Here is a 14,999-nt window from a genome sequence, read left to right on the forward strand (position 1 = left end):
GGGTCACCGGGCCAGGGATTTTCCCGGGCACCGCACGGCACCGGGATGCCCCGGTCGGTCACCGCCGCACGGCACCGGGGCGGTCCCGAGGGCACCGCCGCCGAGCGCGTCCCCCGGTGCCGTGCCGCCGGGGATCAGCGTCCGGTGACGGGGCGGCGCGATCCCAGGGAGGCGGCGTCGGCGGCGGCCCGTCCGGCGTTCCACCCGTCCTCGCTGTAGGGGCCGCGCACCCGCGAGTAGGTGAGTTCGCCGAAGGCCTGTGCCACGGCCCGTTCCACTTCGCGCTCTCGGGCGGCGAACAACGGGACCAGATCACGGCCGGCCTCGGCCTGGACGGCCTCCCGGGCGGTGCGGGCCGCCTCGGTGAGGCGCTCCCCGACGCGCACGGCGAACGCCGACATGAACGAGGAGCGGAAGTCCTTCCCCGCCCTGCGCCCGGAGCGGTCGCGCGCCGAACTGCCCGCCCGCATCGCGGTCTCGGCCTGCACCAGCAGGGAGGTGAACAGCAGGTCGACGGCGTCCACGTCGTCGGGGAAGCCCATGACCGTGCACATTTCGAGTTCGCGGTGCCACACGGCCCGGCAGTGGTTGGCCTCGGCGACCTCGTGCAGCAGGACGGCCTTGGACTCGTCGTAGGGGGCGTCCACGGGGAGCCGCCGGGCGTGCCCGGCCTCGGAGGACTCCGGATCGTCCTCGTCGAGCAGCGCCCGGTCGATGCTGTGCCGCGCCATGAGTTCCTGGGCGCGGGCGCTGAGCGCCTCGGCCTCTTCGGGGAACTCCGTCGATTCGGCCTTGGCCAGCAGGGCCCGCACCCGGGCGAGTTTGCCCCGGTCCACCTCGGTGCGTGCGCGGGTCGGGCGTGCCCGGCCGGGACGGTGGGCGCCGGGCGGGTCGACGAGGCGTTGCAACGGTGGTAGGACGCGCAGTCCGGCCAGGGTGCGCAGGACCTGTTCCACGGCTTCGAAGCGCAGCAGGCCGTGGGCGTCCGCCAGGTGCGCGAGGGGATCCCCGACGGTGTCGAGGGCACGCGCCTGCGCGGTCCAGTCGGGCGCCACGGTGGCGGGGGCGTGCCGCTCCAGGTCGGCGGTGATCGCGTGGGCGCACACCGCGGCGGCGGCCGGGCCGAGGAGGCGTTCGACGCGGCGCGTGGTCTCGGCGGGTTGCCAGCCGCGCGCCCACACCGACGTCATGGCGTCGCGCAGCGCCTCGGTGAGGGCCCGTTCGGCGTCGCGGACCCGGGCGGCGTCCTCGGTGTCGGCGAGCAGGGCCGCGGCCAGGTCGACGCCGTCGCCACCGCGCCCCATCACCAGGGCGTCGACCGCCTCGGTGACGATCTCGGCGGGGGACGACGCGGTCGAGGGACCGTCCCAGTCGGGGACGGTCCGGTCGCGGCGCCCGGCCGTTCGTCGCCTCTTGCCGCCCACGGTGTTCCCCTCGGTCGCGGTGTCGTGTGATCGGTGGACGATCCTACCGAGCGGCGCGTACCCGCCCCGCACGTGAGGGAACGGAAATACCCGGGAAAAACATCCGGGCGGGCGTGCCGGCGGCTTTGCCGGGGAAAGTGTCCCGTATCACTTCACCCGCCAGGGGAAATGCTCCCTGCCGAACGCGGAACCCGGCGCGCCGGGCCCGACATCGCCGGTCAGCGGCGCCTGCGAGTGGCTTCCGCGTATACGTGCGGAACATCATGTAAGAGCTGATAGAGGGCCTGAAGTCCGCCATACCTCCCAATCCGGGCTCGCCCTCTCGTGGTATCGGGTGCCCGTCGAGGAAAGGTGGAACTTTCCTTCCCGAAGCATCGCGGAAACATCCCGGTCCTAGCGTCTCCTCAACCGCAGTCACCGAGGAGTCTCCATGTACCAGGGCACCGGTCCCACCGACCATGAGGGAACCGCGAGCGGAGACGGGGCGGGCCGCTGCCCCTACAGCGAGGACGGTGCCCTCGCGTTGCACCGGGGAGGAGAGCTGCCCTGGCGACAGTTGCGCGAACGGCACGGCGGGCTGGTCCCGGTGGAACTGGGCCCGGGGGTTCCCGGGTGGCTCCTGCTGGGCTACAAGGAGAACCTCCAGGCGCTGCGGGACCAGACCTACTTCTCCGCCGATCCGCGTCCCTGGCGTTCCACCGGGTCTCCGGCCCGCAGCGGGGCCCTGGGGCACGACGGCGCCGAGCACCAGCGGCTCCGGGCCCCCATCGTGGAGGCGCTGGCCGCGGTCGGCACCGCCCAGCTGGTCCCGGTGGTCGAACGCGCCGCAGTGCACCTGTTGGGCCGGGCCGCGGCCGACGGCAGCGCCGACCTCATCGGTCAGTACGCGGCCCCGCTGCCCGCGATGGTCTTCAACGAGCTGTTCGGACTGCCCGACGAGTACGGGCGACTCCTGGCGGACATCGCCGAACGCTCGTGGAGCGCGGACCCGCGGGAGGCGGCGGACGCCGGGGACTCGGTGCGCGGCTACTTCCGCGGTCTGGTGGAGCGCAAACGCCGTGAACCCGGCGAGGACCTGGTCGGACACCTGCTGGCGCACCCCAACGCGCTCACCGACGAGGAGGCGGTCGAGGCGCTGTCGATGCTGTGGGCGACCGGGCACGAAGCCACCACCCACCTCATCGGCAACGCCCTGCTCAAGCTGTTGGAGGACCCCAACGTGTGGACCGCCTACCTGGGCGGCACCCTCACCCCGGAGGACTTCATCGACTACGTCATGTGGACCGACTCGCCCATCCAGGTGCTGGCCGGTCGTTACTCCACCATGGACATCCGGTTCTCGGGAGCGCACATCCGCAAGGGCGAGCCGCTGCTGTTCGGGTTGGCCTCCGCGCACACCGACCCGTCGGTGTCGCGCGGCGGCGACGACGCGATGGCCCTGGCCGGCAACCGCTCCCACCTCGCGTGGGGTGCGGGCGCGCACCGGTGCCCGGCCACCGCCTTCTCCCGGGAGATGGTGCGCACCGCCATCGACATGGCCGTGGACCGGCTGCGCGGCATGGTCCTGGCGGTCGAACCGGCCGATCTGCGGCGGCGGCCCTCGCTGTCGGTGCACGGTCTGGAGGAACTGCCGGTGTGGTTCACCGCCACCGGTGAACGGACCGAACGGCAGGAGCCGCCGCAGGAGCGGGGTCCGATGCGCACCTGGATCCGAAGAAGGCGACGCCCCGTGGCGCAGGGGGCCCGCTACCAGGCCCCGTTGTCCCGGGAGGGCGGCCGGGAGGAGGCGGAGACGGTCGTCGCGGTCCCCGAGCCCAAGAGGCGTCGCGCCCCGCAGGGGGCGGGAGCCCGCTACCAGGCGCCCTTCGCGAAGCAGGAGGACGTCCCCGATCCGTTGGACCGGCTCCTGGCGACCTGGACCCCCCGGGGCTGAACGGGCGCGGCCCGGACCCGTGGAGGGGCCGGACCGCGCGTGCACGCGGTTCCCCCGTGGCGTCGGCCACCGGTCCGGGGCGTCTCAGGTGGCGGCCTCCACCAGCAGCACCTCCAGGGTGCGCGGGCCGTGCACCCCCTCCACCCGGTTCAGCTCGATGTCGCTGGTGGCCGACGGCCCGCTGATCCAGGTGAGCGGACGGGCCGGGTCCAACAGGCGCACCCCCTGGGGCACCCCGTCCACCACCTGGTCGGCGCGCACCACGCACAGGTGGTAGTCGGGCACCAGGGTGATGGCGCGCCGACCCTGATCGGGGCCGCCGTCCAGGACGATCGTCCCGGTCTCGGCGATCGCGACGGCGCACCCGGTGATCACTCCGTCGGAGGCGTCCAGTTCCCGCACCGTCAGCGGCTCCTCCCGGGAGTCGGTCAGGGTCTCGATGCCGGTCCCGGCCAGCCACTCCCCGGGCAGGGCCGGGGGCACCACCACGCGCCGGGCCCCGCGCCGGGCCAGGGCGGCTGCGATCTCCTCGCCCACCCGGTCGGCGGGGGTCCGGTGCACGAGCGCCTTGTAGTCGACCAGCCGGTCCTCCAGCACGTCCAGGGTGGGCCCGACCCCGTGGGAGTCCAGATGGGCGCGGTCCGGAACGCGCTCCAACGGTTCGTCGGCGGGCACGTCGGCCAGGGCGGCCCGTACCCGGGCCAGGATCGCTTCCTTGGCGCTCATCGGCCTTCCCCCTGCTCTCTCTCGTTCCACCAGCGGCGGAACGACTCGGCCGGTACGTCCGGGACATCGCGTGTGTCGGTCCAGGCCCCCGCGAGCCCGGGAAGGTGGCGCGGGACCAGCGTGCGGCCCAGCCCCGCGGCGCGCTGCACCGCGCCCAGGGCGGTCGAGGACGAGAACACCGCCTCCGCGCCGGCCATCAGCGTCTTCTCGCCCAGGTGCCCATGGCCCTGGGCGACCTCCTCGCGCAGGTGCACCAGCACCTCGGGGATGTCGATCGCGACCGGGCACACCTCGTAGCAGGCGCCGCACAGGGACGACGCGTAGGGCAGGGACTCCTCCACCTCCGACCCCATCCCGCGCAGCTGCGGCGTGAGGATGGCGCCGATCGGCCCCGGGTAGACCGAACCGTAGGAGTGCCCGCCGGTGCGCTCGTAGACCGGGCAGGTGTTCAGGCAGGCCGAACAGCGGATGCAGCGCAGCGCCTGGCGGCCAACGGTGTCGGCCAGTACGTCGGTGCGGCCGTTGTCGAGCAGTACCAGGTGGAACTCCTGGGGGCCGTCGCCCGGTGTCACACCCGTCCAGGTCGAGGTGTAGGGGTTCATCCGCTCCCCGGTGGACGATCGCGGCAGTAGCTGCATGAACACCTCCAGGTCGTCCCAGGTCGGAACGATCTTCTCGATGCCCACCACCGAGATGAGGGTCTGCGGCAGGGTCAGGCACATGCGCCCGTTGCCCTCCGACTCCAGCACCACGAGCGTGCCCGAGTCGGCCACCGCGAAGTTGGCGCCCGAGATGGCCGTGCGGGTGCGCAGGAACCGTTCGCGCAGGTGGGCCCGGGCCGCCTCGGCCAGCGCCCGGGGGTCGTCGGTCAGCCCAGGGGGAGCGGGGGTGCCCCACTCGGCCATCTGCTCCAGGAAGATCTCCCGGATCTGGGCGCGTCCCAGGTGGATGGCCGGGACCAGGATGTGCGAGGGCAGGTCGTTGCCCAGCTGGACGATCAGTTCGGCCAGGTCGGTCTCGTAGGCGGTGATGCCCTCGGCCGCCAACGCGTTGTTGAGCTCGATCTCCTGGGTGGCCATCGACTTGACCTTGACCACGTCGGTCTCACCGGTGGCCTTGACCAGGGCGGTGACGATCCGGTTGGCCTCGGCGGCGTCGGAGGCCCAGTGGACGTGCCCGCCCGCGCGGGTCACCGAGGCCTCCAGCTGTTCGAGGTAACGGTCGAGGTGGCGCAGGGTGTGCGTCTTGACGGCCGCGCCCTCGGCGCGCAGCCGGGCCCAGTCGTCGCCCATCTCGTCCACCACGTGGGCGCGTTTGTCGCGGATGGTGTGGGTCGCCTTGCGCAGGTTGTAGCGCAGCCGGGAGTCCTTGACGGCGGTGCGGGCCGCCTCGGGGAAGGGCGGCATGCCCAGGAACGTGGCGTCGCTCATCGGGTCGCCTCCTCCTTGTCGGTCCGGTCGCGGGTGTCGCTCCGGAAGTCCTTCTCCGTGCTCGCCAGGATCTCCGCGATGTGCGCGATCCGCATGCCGGCGCGCTGGCGCGACAGGACGCCGCCGATGTGCATCAGGCAGGAGTTGTCCACGGCGCACAGCACCTCGGCCCCGGTCTCCAGGGCGTGGCGGGCCTTGTCGGCGCCCATGGCCGAGGAGACGTCGCCGTTCTTGACCGCGAACGTGCCGCCGAACCCGCAGCACTCGGTGGCCCCGGGTAGTTCCACCAGTTCCAGACCGCGCACCGCGCGCAGCAGCTCGTAGGGGCGGTCGCCCAGCCCGAGCATGCGCAGTCCGTGGCAGGTGGGGTGGTAGACGACCTTGTGCGGGTAGTAGGCGCCCACGTCGGTGACGCCCAGAACGTCGACGAGGAACTCGGTGAGGTCGTACACCCGGGGGGTCAGCGCGGCCACCTTGCGGGAGAGGCGGCTGCCGCTCCCGCCCAGACGCGGGTAGTTGTCGCGGATCATGGCCGCGCAGGAGCCCGAGGGCACCACGACGGCGTCGGCGTCCTCGAAGGTCCGCACGAACCGCACGGCCAGCCTGCTCGCCGGACGCCGGTAGCCGGTGTTGTAGTGCATCTGCCCGCAGCAGGTCTGGCCTTCGGGGAAGACCACCTCGTGACCCAGCCGCTCCAGGAGGCGCACCACCGCCCGTCCGGTGTCGGGGAAGAGCGTGTCGTTGACACAGGTGATGAACAACGCGACCCTCATGTGCCTCCTTCGCGCCGCGCCGGATGGGCGGGCGTACCGCTCACCACGAGCCTCTCAGTGGTCTGACCACTTTTGCACAGGTGAGCGAAAGGCGGCAAGGAAACCCCCTTGTCGGAGGATGGCAAGGGGTGGTGGTCCGGATTGGTATGATCACTTTCGCGTGGGGGGTGTCAAGGGTCGCGCGGCGGCCCGCACCCGGCGGACGGGGGGTGTCGTGGACGGTTCCGACTCCGAGCGCACCCCGGTCACACGGCGGGCCGTCGAGCGCATCAAGGAGATGATCTCCTCCGGGGAGGTCGGCCCCGGTCAACGCCTGCCCACCGAGCGCGACCTGTCCGCCCGCCTGGGCGTCTCCCGCAGTTCCATGCGCGAGGCCATCCGTTCCCTGACCACGCTGGGAGTCCTGGAGGCCCGCCACGGAGCGGGCGTCTACGTCACCGCGCTGCGCCCCGCCGACCTGCTGGAGACCTTCTCCGTGCTGGCCGAGGTCTCCGGCGGTGAGACGCTCCTGGAGGTCCTCCAGGTCCGCAGGATCATCGAACCCGCCGCCACCGCCCTGGCCGCCGCCCGCGCCACCGACGCCGACCTGGAGCGGATCGGCGCGCTTCTGGACCGCATCGACGGCGACCCCGCCACGGCCGCCGACACGGTCACCGCCGACCTCGGCTTCCACCAGGCGATCGTGGCCGCCACCGGCAACGCCACCCTGGCCGCCGTCAACGACGGTCTGTCCTCACGGACGTTCAACGCCCGTGTGTGGGCCGGCCACCGCGAGGCCGGGTTCACCGACGCGCTGCGCGAGGATCACCGGCGCATCCACGAGGCCCTGCTGGCCCGCGACCCCGAGGCCGCCCGCGCCGCCGCCGCCGTCCACGTCATGCGGGTGGAACGGTGGCTCACCGCGGAACTGGCGACCCGGGAGAGCCGGGACCGGTAGACCCGAGGCGCGCTCCTGAACCGTCGGGCCGTGCCGCATCCGCGTCGTCACATTCCGCGCTCGCGCAACCTCTCGGCGAACTCCTCGGCCCGCAGCACCCGTGCCAGATCCTCGCGCCGCGACGTGTGAGGCGTCTCCTCCTCGGGCTCGGGCGCCTGCTCGGGCACCTCCCGGCGCAACTCGGCACCGATCCCCAGAGTGCCCTGGTCCTCGATCTCCTCGATCCGCAGACCGTAGGGATGATCGAGCAGGTACCCGGCCACCACGCTGTCCTGGTTCGGGGCGCCCACGTCCATGTCGGCGTCGACGTCGTCGATGTCCTCGTCCCGGTTCCGGTCCGGGTACTCCTCGGTTGATCCGACCACCGGCGGCCCCCTCACCCTCGGTCATCCCTGGACCTTCGATCATGCCTGTTCGGAGCGGGGGATTCCAGTTCCGAGCGGGATGGAGCGGGACGAGAGGGGAACGGCCGTCCGTTACGGACGGTAGGATTCTGCGGCCCACCCCCCACCACAGGAACGGAGCCCCCTTCCCCGTGACAGCGCGCGAACGGGTCCGTACGATCGTCGACGCCTCCTGGTTCCAGGGCACGGTCGTCTCCCTCATCCTCGTCAACGGCGTCATCCTGGGCGTGGAGACCTCCACGAGGGTCATGGCCGCCCACGGAGGGCTCCTGCACGCCATCGACCTGTGCATCCTCGCCCTTTTCGTGGTGGAACTGGCCCTGCGGATGTTCGCCCACCGCGCGGCGTTCTTCCGCGACCCGTGGAGCTGGTTCGACCTCGTCATCGTCGGTATCGCCCTGCTGCCGGCCTCCGGGCCGTTCGCGGTCCTGCGGGTGCTCCGTGTGCTGCGGGTCCTGCGCCTGCTCTCGGTCATCCCCAGCCTGCGCCACGTCGTCGCCGGGCTGTTCCGGGCGATGCCCGGCATGATGTCGATCCTGTTCCTGGTGGTCCTGCTGCTGTACGTGTCGGCGGTGATGGCGACCCGGCTGTTCGCGGAGGTCTCCCCGCAGTACTTCGCGGACCTGCCCACCTCGCTGTTCACGCTGTTCCAGATCGCCACCGCCGACGGATGGGGCACCATCGCCAAGGACGTGATGGAGCACGAGCCGATGGCGTGGGTGTTCTTCGTCGTCTTCGTGCTCGTGTCGACACTGGTGGCCCTCAACCTGTTCATCGCCGTGGCGGTGGAGGCCCTCGAACGGGACGACGACGAGCCGCCCCGGGGCGGTGGCGAGGGCCGGGCCGGCCACGGCGGTTCCGGACCCGACGACGAGGGCCCCGAGGGACAGCGCCTCATCCTCGCCGAACTGCGCGCCCTGCGGGCCGAGGTGGAGTCCCTGCGACGCGAGCGCGAGGGCGTCGGTCCGGGCTGATCCGTCCCACCGGATGGGACGGATCGGGGAGTGCCTGTGGAAAACCCCGCGTTCGGCTCCGGACGTGGCAGGGTAAGGATCACAGCCGCAACGCGGAGCGCACGGCGCGGACCGAGCACACGTGTCCCTGGCCCCGCACCTGGACCTTACGGACGACGAGGAGCGACCGGATGTCTGCCACACCCCTCCCCCGCACAGAGGGCCCCGGAGAGCGTGCCCGCGGGGCCACCGCCCTGGACCGACGGGACCAGTGGACGGCCCTGGCCGGGCACCGGGCCCGGCTGACCGGCACGCGTCCGCGCGACCTGTTCGACGCCGACCCCGCGCGGGCCGACCGTTTCACCCTCGACGTCGGCGGCCTGCACGTCGACTACTCCAAGAACCTCCTCACCGACGAGACCCTGGGTCTCCTGGTGGACCTGGCCGAGGCGACCCGGGTCGCCGAACTGCGCGACGCCATGCTGCGCGGCGAGCACATCAACCTCACCGAGGACCGGGCCGTGCTGCACACCGCCCTGCGCGCCCCCCGTTCGGCGGTCATCGAGGTCGACGGCCACGACGTGGTCCCCGCGGTCCACGAGGTCCTGGACCGGATGACGGAGTTCGCCGACGGGGTGCGCTCCCGCCGCTGGGTCGGGCACACGGGGCTGCCCGTGCGGCGGGTCGTCAACATCGGCATCGGCGGCTCCGACCTGGGCCCGGCCATGGCCTACGACGCGTTGCGCCCCTACACCGACCGGGGGCTGGAGTTCCGGTTCGTGTCCAACGTCGACGGCGCCGACCTGCACGAGGCGCTGGTGGACGCCGACCCCGCCACCACACTGTTCGTGATCTCCTCCAAGACCTTCACCACGATCGAGACCATCACCAACGCCACCGTCGCCCGCCGGTGGCTGGTGGATGGACTGGGCGCGGAGGAGGCCGTCTCCCGGCACTTCGTGGCGGTGTCCACCAACACCGAGGAGGTGACCCGGTTCGGGATCGACACCGACCACATGTTCGGTTTCTGGGACTGGGTGGGCGGTCGCTACTCCTATGACTCGGCCATCGGGCTGTCGCTGATGATCGCCATCGGTCCCGAGCGGTTCCGGGAGATGCTCGCGGGGTTCCATCTGATGGACACCCACTTCGCGACCGCGCCCATCGAGCGCAACCTGCCGTTCCTGCTGGGCCTCATCGGGGTCTGGTACGGCGGTTTCTGGGGGGCGGAGAGCCACGCGGTGCTGCCCTACGCCCATCACATGGCGCGGTTCCCGGCCTACCTCCAGCAGCTGGACATGGAGTCCAACGGCAAGTCGGTGCAGCGCGACGGGCGACCGGTCACCTGGGAGACCGGGCCGATCGTGTGGGGCACCCCGGGCACCAACGGACAGCACGCCTACTTCCAGTTGCTGCACCAGGGGACCCGGTTCGTGCCCGCCGACCTCATCGGGTTCGCCGAGCCGGCCCCCGACCTGCCCGAGGCCCTGGTGCCCCAGCACGACCTGCTCATGGCCAACATGTTCGCCCAGGGGCAGGCGTTGGCCTTCGGCAAGAGCGCCGAGGAGGTCGCCGCCGAAGGGGTGCCGGCCGAACTGGTCCCGCACCGTACCTTCGCGGGCGGGCACCCCACCACCACGATCCTGGCGGAGCGGCTCAGCCCATCGGTGCTGGGTCAACTGGTCGCCCTGTACGAGCACAAGGTCTTCGTGCAGGGGGCGGTGTGGAACATCAACTCCTTCGACCAGTGGGGGGTGCAGCTGGGCAAGGTGCTGGCCAAGCGCGTCGAACCCGCGCTCACCGAGGGGGCCGAGGTATCGGGACTGGACACCTCCACGGCCGCCCTGGTGGCCCGGTACCGCACACTGCGCGGGCGTTAGCCCCGTCATCGCGCGGACCGCGTGATGACGGGCGCGGTCCGCGGCCCCGCCTCCCGGTGTGACGCGAGCGAGGCCCGCGACGTGTTCGGGGCTTCGGTGGAAGGGAGCGTCGGGCCCTACGAGGGGGCCGGTCCGGGTGGGAGGTGCGCGTCTTCGACGCGCGTGAGATCGCCACCGCTCGGAGCGCGACCGGGCGGGTGCGCCGCGCGGGGGACGCGGGTCCGGGTGGGTGACGTGCGCCGGCGGCCGTGCGCTGGGACAACGGCCGTACAGGGGCGTCGCCACAGGGGAGGGGTGCCGGGAGCCGAACGGGATCGTGTTTTTCGGTCAGGACACGTGGGGGGCGAACACCGTCGTTAAATCCTCGCCGTGGGTGAGGAGGGCAGGTGGGCCGTGCCGGGAAGGGGACCGTTCGGCTCAGAGAAGCGGTCCAATGATGAAACATCATGACCTGAGCCGGACAATTCAAGCATTGAGCGGTGCATCGCCGTTACGGTTCCAAGGGTCCGTCGGAATCGTTTTCGACACCGGTGTATGGAAAAGCCTTCCCGCTTTTTCCCATGATCTTCGGAGGATCATCGTGACCACGCCCCCCAAGCGTTCGCTCTCACGCTCGCTCGCCGCGATCGCCCTGTCCGCCGTCACCGTCGTCGGTGGTCTGGCGTTGGCCTCCCCGGCGCAGGCCACCGCCGTCCCCCAGGAGGCCTCGGCCTCCCAGGTCCTGTGCCCCTACCGTGTCACCGTCGACGGGCTGCGCGTCCGCAGCGGCCCCGGCACCCACCACACCGCCGTCGGCTGGCTGGGCATCAACTCCATCGTGTCGGCCACCTCCACGGTCCAGAACGGGTTCCGCAAGCTCGCCGGGACCAACCGCTGGGCCTCCAACCAGTACCTGAGCCGCACCAGTGGGCAGTGCATGGTCTGACGGGCCCCTTTCGCGCTCCGTCCTTTTCCGTGCGGCCCTCGCGCGCGCACCGCTTCCTTTCCGCTCTCCCTTTCGAAGCACCCTTTCCCGCCGTTCCCCGGCTCCTGAGGGAACGAGGCGCGAGGTCCCGCGCGTCCCCGCCCGGGGTGCGCGCAGGACCGGCCGGCCGCCGGGGGAGACGACGTGTCGGCTGTTCGGGCCGGCACCGGCCGGGGACCCCGAGGTCCCCGGCCGGTGGTGTGCCTGGGGTCGTGAGGAGGTCGCCGGCCCGGCGCCGCAGGGCCGGCGGGCACCACCCGGGCGCGGACGGGGACGGTGCCCTGCGGTCGGCGCGGATGTTGGAAATGGACACGCCATTCGTGCAAGCTCTACGTAGTCGATCTACTACGTAAAGCGATCTACGGGGGCAGTGCCGCACATGACCGCGCCGATGGACGCGCCGGAGTCCTCCCAGCACGCCGACCCCGAAGCGGTGGTCGCCGGGGCGAAGAACCCCGCGAGCCGATCCCTGCGCCAGATCGCCTGGCAAAGGTTCCGCAAGGACAAGGTCGGCATGGCCGGCGGGATCGTCGTCGTCCTGCTCATCCTCGTCGCCATCTTCGCCCCGCTGCTGACCGCCTGGTTCGGCTACCCGCCCAACCAGTTCAACCAGCAGATGATCGACCCGGCCACCGGCGGCGTCCTGCTCGACCCCGACGACCCCGTGCCGGGGATGCTGGACCCCTGGGGCGGCATCGGCGCCGATCACCTCCTGGGCGTCGAGCCCGTCAACGGCCGCGACCTTTTCAGCCGTATCGTCTACGGCGCCCGCACCTCACTCCTGGTCGCCACGGTCGCCACCGTCGTGTGCGTCGTCATCGGCACCGTTCTCGGCGTCGTCGCCGGTTACTTCGGCGGCTGGGTCGACACCGTCATCAGCCGGGCCATGGACATCTTCCTGGCCTTCCCGCTGCTGTTGTTCGCCATCGCCCTGGTCGGCGTCATCCCCGACGGAGCGTTCGGCCTCACCGGCAACGGACTGCGCATCGGTGTCCTGATCTTCATCATCGGGTTCTTCAACTGGCCCTACATCGGCCGCATCGTGCGCGGACAGACCCTGACCCTCAAGGAGCGCGAGTTCATCGAGGCCGCCCGCAGCCTCGGCGCGGGAAGCCCCCACATCGTCTTCCGGGAGATCCTGCCCAACCTCGTCACCCCCATCCTCGTCTACTCCACGCTGCTCATCCCCACGAACATCCTCTTCGAGGCGGCCCTGAGCTTCCTCGGGGTCGGCGTCAACCCGCCCACGGCCACCTGGGGCGGCATGTTGGAGAACGCCCTGCGCTTCTACACCATCGCGCCGCACTTCGTGATCATCCCGGGCCTGGCCATCTTCATCACCGTGCTCGCCTTCAACCTGTTCGGTGACGGCCTGCGTGACGCCTTCGACCCGCGTTCCTCCGACTGACGGACCCGCCCCTTCGCCGTACGCGGCGGGCGGACCCGGTTCCCGACCGTGCTCCGCACGGTTCCCGCAGCAACCCGATCCTGGAGGCAAGGTGAACACCCACCACGGCACACCCGCGACGTTCCGGGGGCGCCGACACGCGGCTCCCGCGGCCGTCGGCACGGCCCTGGTCCTGATGCTGACCGCGTGCGGCGGCGGGGGCGGCGGCGGGGGCGGAGGGGAGGTCGACGCAGAGTTCAACCAGGCGGAGGCGGAGGTCGTCAATCCGTCCGACCAGACCGGCGGTACCCTCCGTTACGCCATCTCCGCGGACTTCGACTCCCCGGATCCCGGCAACACCTACTACGCGTTCAGCTGGAACTTCACCCGCTACTACGCGCGCACCCTGCTCACCTACACCGAGGCCCCGGGCGAGACCGGCACCGAACTCCAGCCCGACCTGGCCGAGGCGCTGCCCGAGGCCAACGAGGACTCCACCGAGTGGACCGTCCGCCTCAAACAGGGGCTGAGGTACGAGGACGGGTCGGACATCACCGCCCAGGACGTCAAGTACGCGATCGCCCGCAGCAACTTCGGTGACCAGGCCCTGCCCAACGGGCCCAAGTACTTCCAGCAGCTCCTGGCGGACAGCGAGGACTACGAGGGGCCCTACGCCGCCGAGGGCGATCCCCTGGACGGCTTCGACGGCATCGAGACCCCGGACGACCACACCCTGGTCTTCCGTCTCAACAAGAGCTTCTCGGAGTTCCCGTACGTCCTCATCCAGCCGCAGACCGCGCCGGTGCCGCCGGACGCCGACCGCGGTGAGCAGTACCAGAGCCAGGTCGTCTCCTCGGGTCCCTACAAGTTCGACGGGGAGTACCGGCCGGGGGTGTCACTGAACCTGGTCCGCAACGACCAGTGGGACGCCTCCACCGACCCCACCCGCAAGGCGCTGCCCGACCGCGTCGAGGTGCAGCTGGGCGTCGACCAGAACGAGATCGACCAGCGCCTGGTCAACGGCGAACTCGACGTGGACATGGCCGGTGTCGGGGTGGGCCCGGCGATGCGCGGCAGCCTCATCACCGATGACGCCCGTCGTGCCAGCGTGGACAACCCGCAGACCAACACCCTGCGGTACGTCAACATCAGCACCGTGGTCGAGCCGCTGAACGACCCGGCCTGCCGCCAGGCGGTCATGTACGCGGCCGACCGCGACGCCCTGCACCGCGCCTGGGGCGGTGACAGCGGTGGGGACATCGCCACCCAGATCATGCCCTCGGCCCTGCCCGGCGCCGACCCGGACATCGACCCCTATCCGTCCGACGACGACAAGGGCGACCTGGAGATGGCCCGCGAGAAGCTGGAGGAGTGCGGGCGGCCCGACGGCTTCTCGACCTCCATCGGCGCCCGCGCCGACCGGCCCTCGGACGTGAGCACCGCCGAGGCCGTCCAGCAGGCTCTGGAGCGCGTCGGCATCGAGGTCGAGATCAAGCAGTACCCGTCCGACACCTACACCAACACCCAGGCCGGTTCCCCGGACTTCGTCCAGGAGAACGACCTGGGGCTGACGGTCTACGGCTGGGCCCCGGACTGGGCCAGCGGCTACGGCTTCATGAGCAAGATCCTGGACGGCGACGCCATCCAGGACGCGGGCAACTCCAACATCTCCGAGTTCGACGACGACGAGGTCAACGGCTGGTTCGACGAGGTCGTCACGATCGAGGACCCCGAGGAGCGGGCCTCGATCTACACCCGGATCGACGAGCGGGCCATGGAAGAGGCCGTCATCCTGCCGGCGGTGTTCGAGCGCACGGTGATGTACCGGCCGCCGAACCTGACCAACGTGTACTACCACGCGGGTTACTCGATGTACGACTACATGTCTTTGGGCACCACCCGGGAGTGAAGAGCAGCAGGTAGGGCGGCGGGACCGTTCCCGCGTGCGCGGGGCCCGGCCCTCCCGCGACGACCACCGCGCCGCGCACCCGGGATCATCCCCGCGTGCGCGGCGCTCGTGCTTGATGACCTGTGCCGGCGCGGAGCGTTGGCTTCGCGTCGTGTGTCCTCGCGGCGGGGCGCGCAAGGGCGCGGAGGCCCCAAGGGGCAGCCGAGGTGAAAGATGTGGGTGCGGGGGCGATGAGTTCGAAGGTGGACGGGGGTCGGAACGGCAGAGGCCGGAAGACGT

12 protein-coding genes are annotated in these 14,999 nt (G+C 71.4%); 7 read left to right on the top strand and 5 right to left on the bottom strand.

The window, feature by feature from the left end; all coding sequences use genetic code 11:
- Window positions 1-134 precede the first annotated feature (134 nt).
- Window positions 135-1,424 (bottom strand): DUF2786 domain-containing protein, encoded by a 1,290-nt coding sequence (locus tag RM479_RS12565; RefSeq protein ID WP_311511906.1) that lies wholly within the window; start codon window positions 1,422-1,424, stop codon window positions 135-137.
- Window positions 1,425-1,854: 430 nt separating this feature from the next.
- On the opposite strand from RM479_RS12565, the gene RM479_RS12570 reads away from it, so the two are divergent.
- Window positions 1,855-3,357, top strand: a complete 1,503-nt coding sequence (locus RM479_RS12570) for a cytochrome P450 family protein (protein ID WP_311511907.1) — start codon at window positions 1,855-1,857, stop codon at window positions 3,355-3,357.
- 84 nt (window positions 3,358-3,441) lie between these two features.
- Here the strand turns inward: RM479_RS12570 and RM479_RS12575 are convergent, their stop codons facing one another.
- From RM479_RS12575 to RM479_RS12585, 3 genes are read right to left on the bottom strand one after another with little or no spacing between them, the layout of a single operon-like run.
- Window positions 3,442-4,083: a LutC/YkgG family protein gene (locus tag RM479_RS12575; protein WP_311511908.1), complete on the bottom strand. Its 642-nt coding sequence runs from the start codon at window positions 4,081-4,083 to the stop codon at window positions 3,442-3,444.
- Complete coding sequence (locus tag RM479_RS12580; RefSeq protein ID WP_311511909.1) at window positions 4,080-5,513, bottom strand: lactate utilization protein B; 1,434 nt, start codon at window positions 5,511-5,513, stop codon at window positions 4,080-4,082. The genes RM479_RS12575 and RM479_RS12580 overlap by 4 nt, the downstream gene beginning before the upstream one ends.
- Window positions 5,510-6,286: a (Fe-S)-binding protein gene (locus RM479_RS12585; protein WP_311511910.1), complete on the bottom strand. Its 777-nt coding sequence runs from the start codon at window positions 6,284-6,286 to the stop codon at window positions 5,510-5,512. The genes RM479_RS12580 and RM479_RS12585 overlap by 4 nt, the downstream gene beginning before the upstream one ends.
- A gap of 214 nt (window positions 6,287-6,500) precedes the next feature.
- Here RM479_RS12585 and RM479_RS12590 point away from each other — a divergent pair, with 214 nt between their 5' ends.
- Window positions 6,501-7,223: a FadR/GntR family transcriptional regulator gene (locus RM479_RS12590; RefSeq protein ID WP_311511911.1), complete on the top strand. Its 723-nt coding sequence runs from the start codon at window positions 6,501-6,503 to the stop codon at window positions 7,221-7,223.
- A 47-nt stretch (window positions 7,224-7,270) separates the two neighbouring features.
- Here the strand turns inward: RM479_RS12590 and RM479_RS12595 are convergent, their stop codons facing one another.
- Window positions 7,271-7,519, bottom strand: coding sequence for a hypothetical protein (locus RM479_RS12595; protein WP_311512077.1), 249 nt, complete (start codon window positions 7,517-7,519; stop codon window positions 7,271-7,273).
- Between the two features lie 239 nt (window positions 7,520-7,758).
- On the opposite strand from RM479_RS12595, the gene RM479_RS12600 reads away from it, so the two are divergent.
- The 5 genes from RM479_RS12600 (at window position 7,759) to RM479_RS12620 (ending at window position 14,720) form a co-directional block, all read left to right on the top strand.
- On the top strand, window positions 7,759-8,601 hold the full coding sequence (locus RM479_RS12600; protein ID WP_311511912.1) for an ion transporter: 843 nt from the start codon (window positions 7,759-7,761) through the stop codon (window positions 8,599-8,601).
- Window positions 8,602-8,771: 170 nt separating this feature from the next.
- Window positions 8,772-10,460, top strand: coding sequence for a glucose-6-phosphate isomerase (gene pgi / locus RM479_RS12605; RefSeq protein ID WP_311511913.1), 1,689 nt, complete (start codon window positions 8,772-8,774; stop codon window positions 10,458-10,460).
- A gap of 580 nt (window positions 10,461-11,040) precedes the next feature.
- The gene (locus RM479_RS12610; protein ID WP_311511914.1) at window positions 11,041-11,385 is read left to right on the top strand and encodes an SH3 domain-containing protein; all 345 of its coding nucleotides are present in this window, start codon (window positions 11,041-11,043) and stop codon (window positions 11,383-11,385) included.
- Window positions 11,386-11,803: 418 nt separating this feature from the next.
- Window positions 11,804-12,832 (top strand): ABC transporter permease, encoded by a 1,029-nt coding sequence (locus RM479_RS12615; protein WP_311511915.1) that lies wholly within the window; start codon window positions 11,804-11,806, stop codon window positions 12,830-12,832.
- A gap of 175 nt (window positions 12,833-13,007) precedes the next feature.
- Entirely contained in the window at window positions 13,008-14,720 is a 1,713-nt protein-coding gene (locus tag RM479_RS12620; RefSeq protein ID WP_311512078.1) for an ABC transporter substrate-binding protein, read from the top strand.
- Window positions 14,721-14,999: the final 279 nt, after the last annotated feature.

Source organism: Nocardiopsis lambiniae, assembly GCF_031845465.1.
GTDB classification, from domain to species: domain Bacteria; phylum Actinomycetota; class Actinomycetes; order Streptosporangiales; family Streptosporangiaceae; genus Nocardiopsis; species Nocardiopsis lambiniae.

Excerpts from the sequence above, each read along its gene's own strand:
- RM479_RS12615 (WP_311511915.1), top strand. The coding sequence starts at position 11,804 with ATGACCGCGCCGATGGACGCGCCGGAGTCCTCCCAGCACGCCGACCCC.
- RM479_RS12575 (WP_311511908.1), bottom strand. The coding sequence starts at position 4,083 with ATGAGCGCCAAGGAAGCGATCCTGGCCCGGGTACGGGCCGCCCTGGCC.
- RM479_RS12620 (WP_311512078.1), top strand. The coding sequence starts at position 13,008 with ATGCTGACCGCGTGCGGCGGCGGGGGCGGCGGCGGGGGCGGAGGGGAG.
- RM479_RS12570 (WP_311511907.1), top strand. The coding sequence starts at position 1,855 with ATGTACCAGGGCACCGGTCCCACCGACCATGAGGGAACCGCGAGCGGA.
- RM479_RS12580 (WP_311511909.1), bottom strand. The coding sequence starts at position 5,513 with ATGAGCGACGCCACGTTCCTGGGCATGCCGCCCTTCCCCGAGGCGGCC.
- RM479_RS12595 (WP_311512077.1), bottom strand. The coding sequence starts at position 7,519 with ATGGACGTGGGCGCCCCGAACCAGGACAGCGTGGTGGCCGGGTACCTG.
- pgi (WP_311511913.1), top strand. The coding sequence starts at position 8,772 with ATGTCTGCCACACCCCTCCCCCGCACAGAGGGCCCCGGAGAGCGTGCC.
- RM479_RS12585 (WP_311511910.1), bottom strand. The coding sequence starts at position 6,286 with ATGAGGGTCGCGTTGTTCATCACCTGTGTCAACGACACGCTCTTCCCC.